Here is an 893-nt window from a genome sequence, read left to right as displayed (position 1 = left end):
ATTGGGAGTTCGCGAGCACGAGCCGGTGTGGCGGAATGGCAGACGCGGGGCACTCAAAATGCTCTGTCGAAAGACGTGTGGGTTCGAGTCCCACCACCGGTACGACCCCCGGGTCGGCTCTTCCCGAGTCGGCCCGGTATCGTTTGCCCTCTATCGCATCGACGCTCCTCGCGGGTGATGCGCCCTCCCAGTCCTAGGATGGTCACGTGACTGATCAAGAAGCCGCTCCGGCCTCCGCGCCCGCCGCCCCCCGCCGCGTCGTCGTGGCGGAAGACGAGTCGCTCATCCGTCTCGACATCGTCGAGATCCTCCGCGACAACGGCTACGACGTGGTCGGTGAGGCCGGCGACGGCGAGACCGCCGTGCAGCTGGCGACCGAACTCCGCCCGGATCTCGTGATCATGGACGTCAAGATGCCCCAGCTCGACGGCATCAGCGCGGCCGAGAAGCTGAGCAAGAACCACATCGCTCCCGTCGTCCTGCTGACCGCGTTCAGCCAGAAGGAACTCGTGGAGCGTGCCAGCGAGGCCGGCGCGCTGGCCTACGTCGTGAAGCCGTTCACGCCGAACGACCTGCTGCCCGCGATCGAGATCGCCCTCGCCCGCTACGAGCAGATCATCACGCTCGAGGCCGAGGTCGCCGACATGGTCGAGCGCTTCGAGACCCGCAAGCTCGTCGACCGCGCCAAGGGCCTCCTGAACGAGAAGATGGGCCTCTCCGAGCCCGAGGCCTTCCGTTGGATCCAGAAGGCGTCGATGGACCGCCGCCTGACCATGCAGGACGTTGCGAAGGCGATCATCGAGCAGCTGGCCCCCAAGAAGGGCTGAGCGCGCCCTCATCGTGAAATGGATGCCACTTCGGTGGCATCCATTTTTCGTTGGCGGGGGAGGGGG

At 66.2% G+C, this 893-nt stretch carries 1 protein-coding gene and 1 tRNA gene; both read left to right on the top strand.

What is annotated here, in order from left to right:
• The first annotated feature begins 21 nt into the window (after nt 1-21).
• Nucleotides 22-102, top strand: a tRNA-Leu gene (locus tag P2P98_RS03995).
• Nucleotides 103-206: 104 nt separating this feature from the next.
• Nucleotides 207-827 carry a response regulator gene (locus P2P98_RS03990; RefSeq protein ID WP_013586648.1) on the top strand — a complete coding sequence of 207 codons (621 nt, stop codon included), beginning with the start codon at nt 207-209 and terminating at the stop codon, nt 825-827.
• The last annotated feature ends 66 nt before the right edge of the window (nt 828-893 follow it).

Origin of the sequence: Microbacterium sp. Kw_RZR3 (assembly GCF_029222405.1) — a bacterium.
In the GTDB taxonomy this organism is placed as follows: domain Bacteria; phylum Actinomycetota; class Actinomycetes; order Actinomycetales; family Microbacteriaceae; genus Microbacterium.
This window is presented reverse-complemented; position numbering and strand designations above follow the sequence as displayed.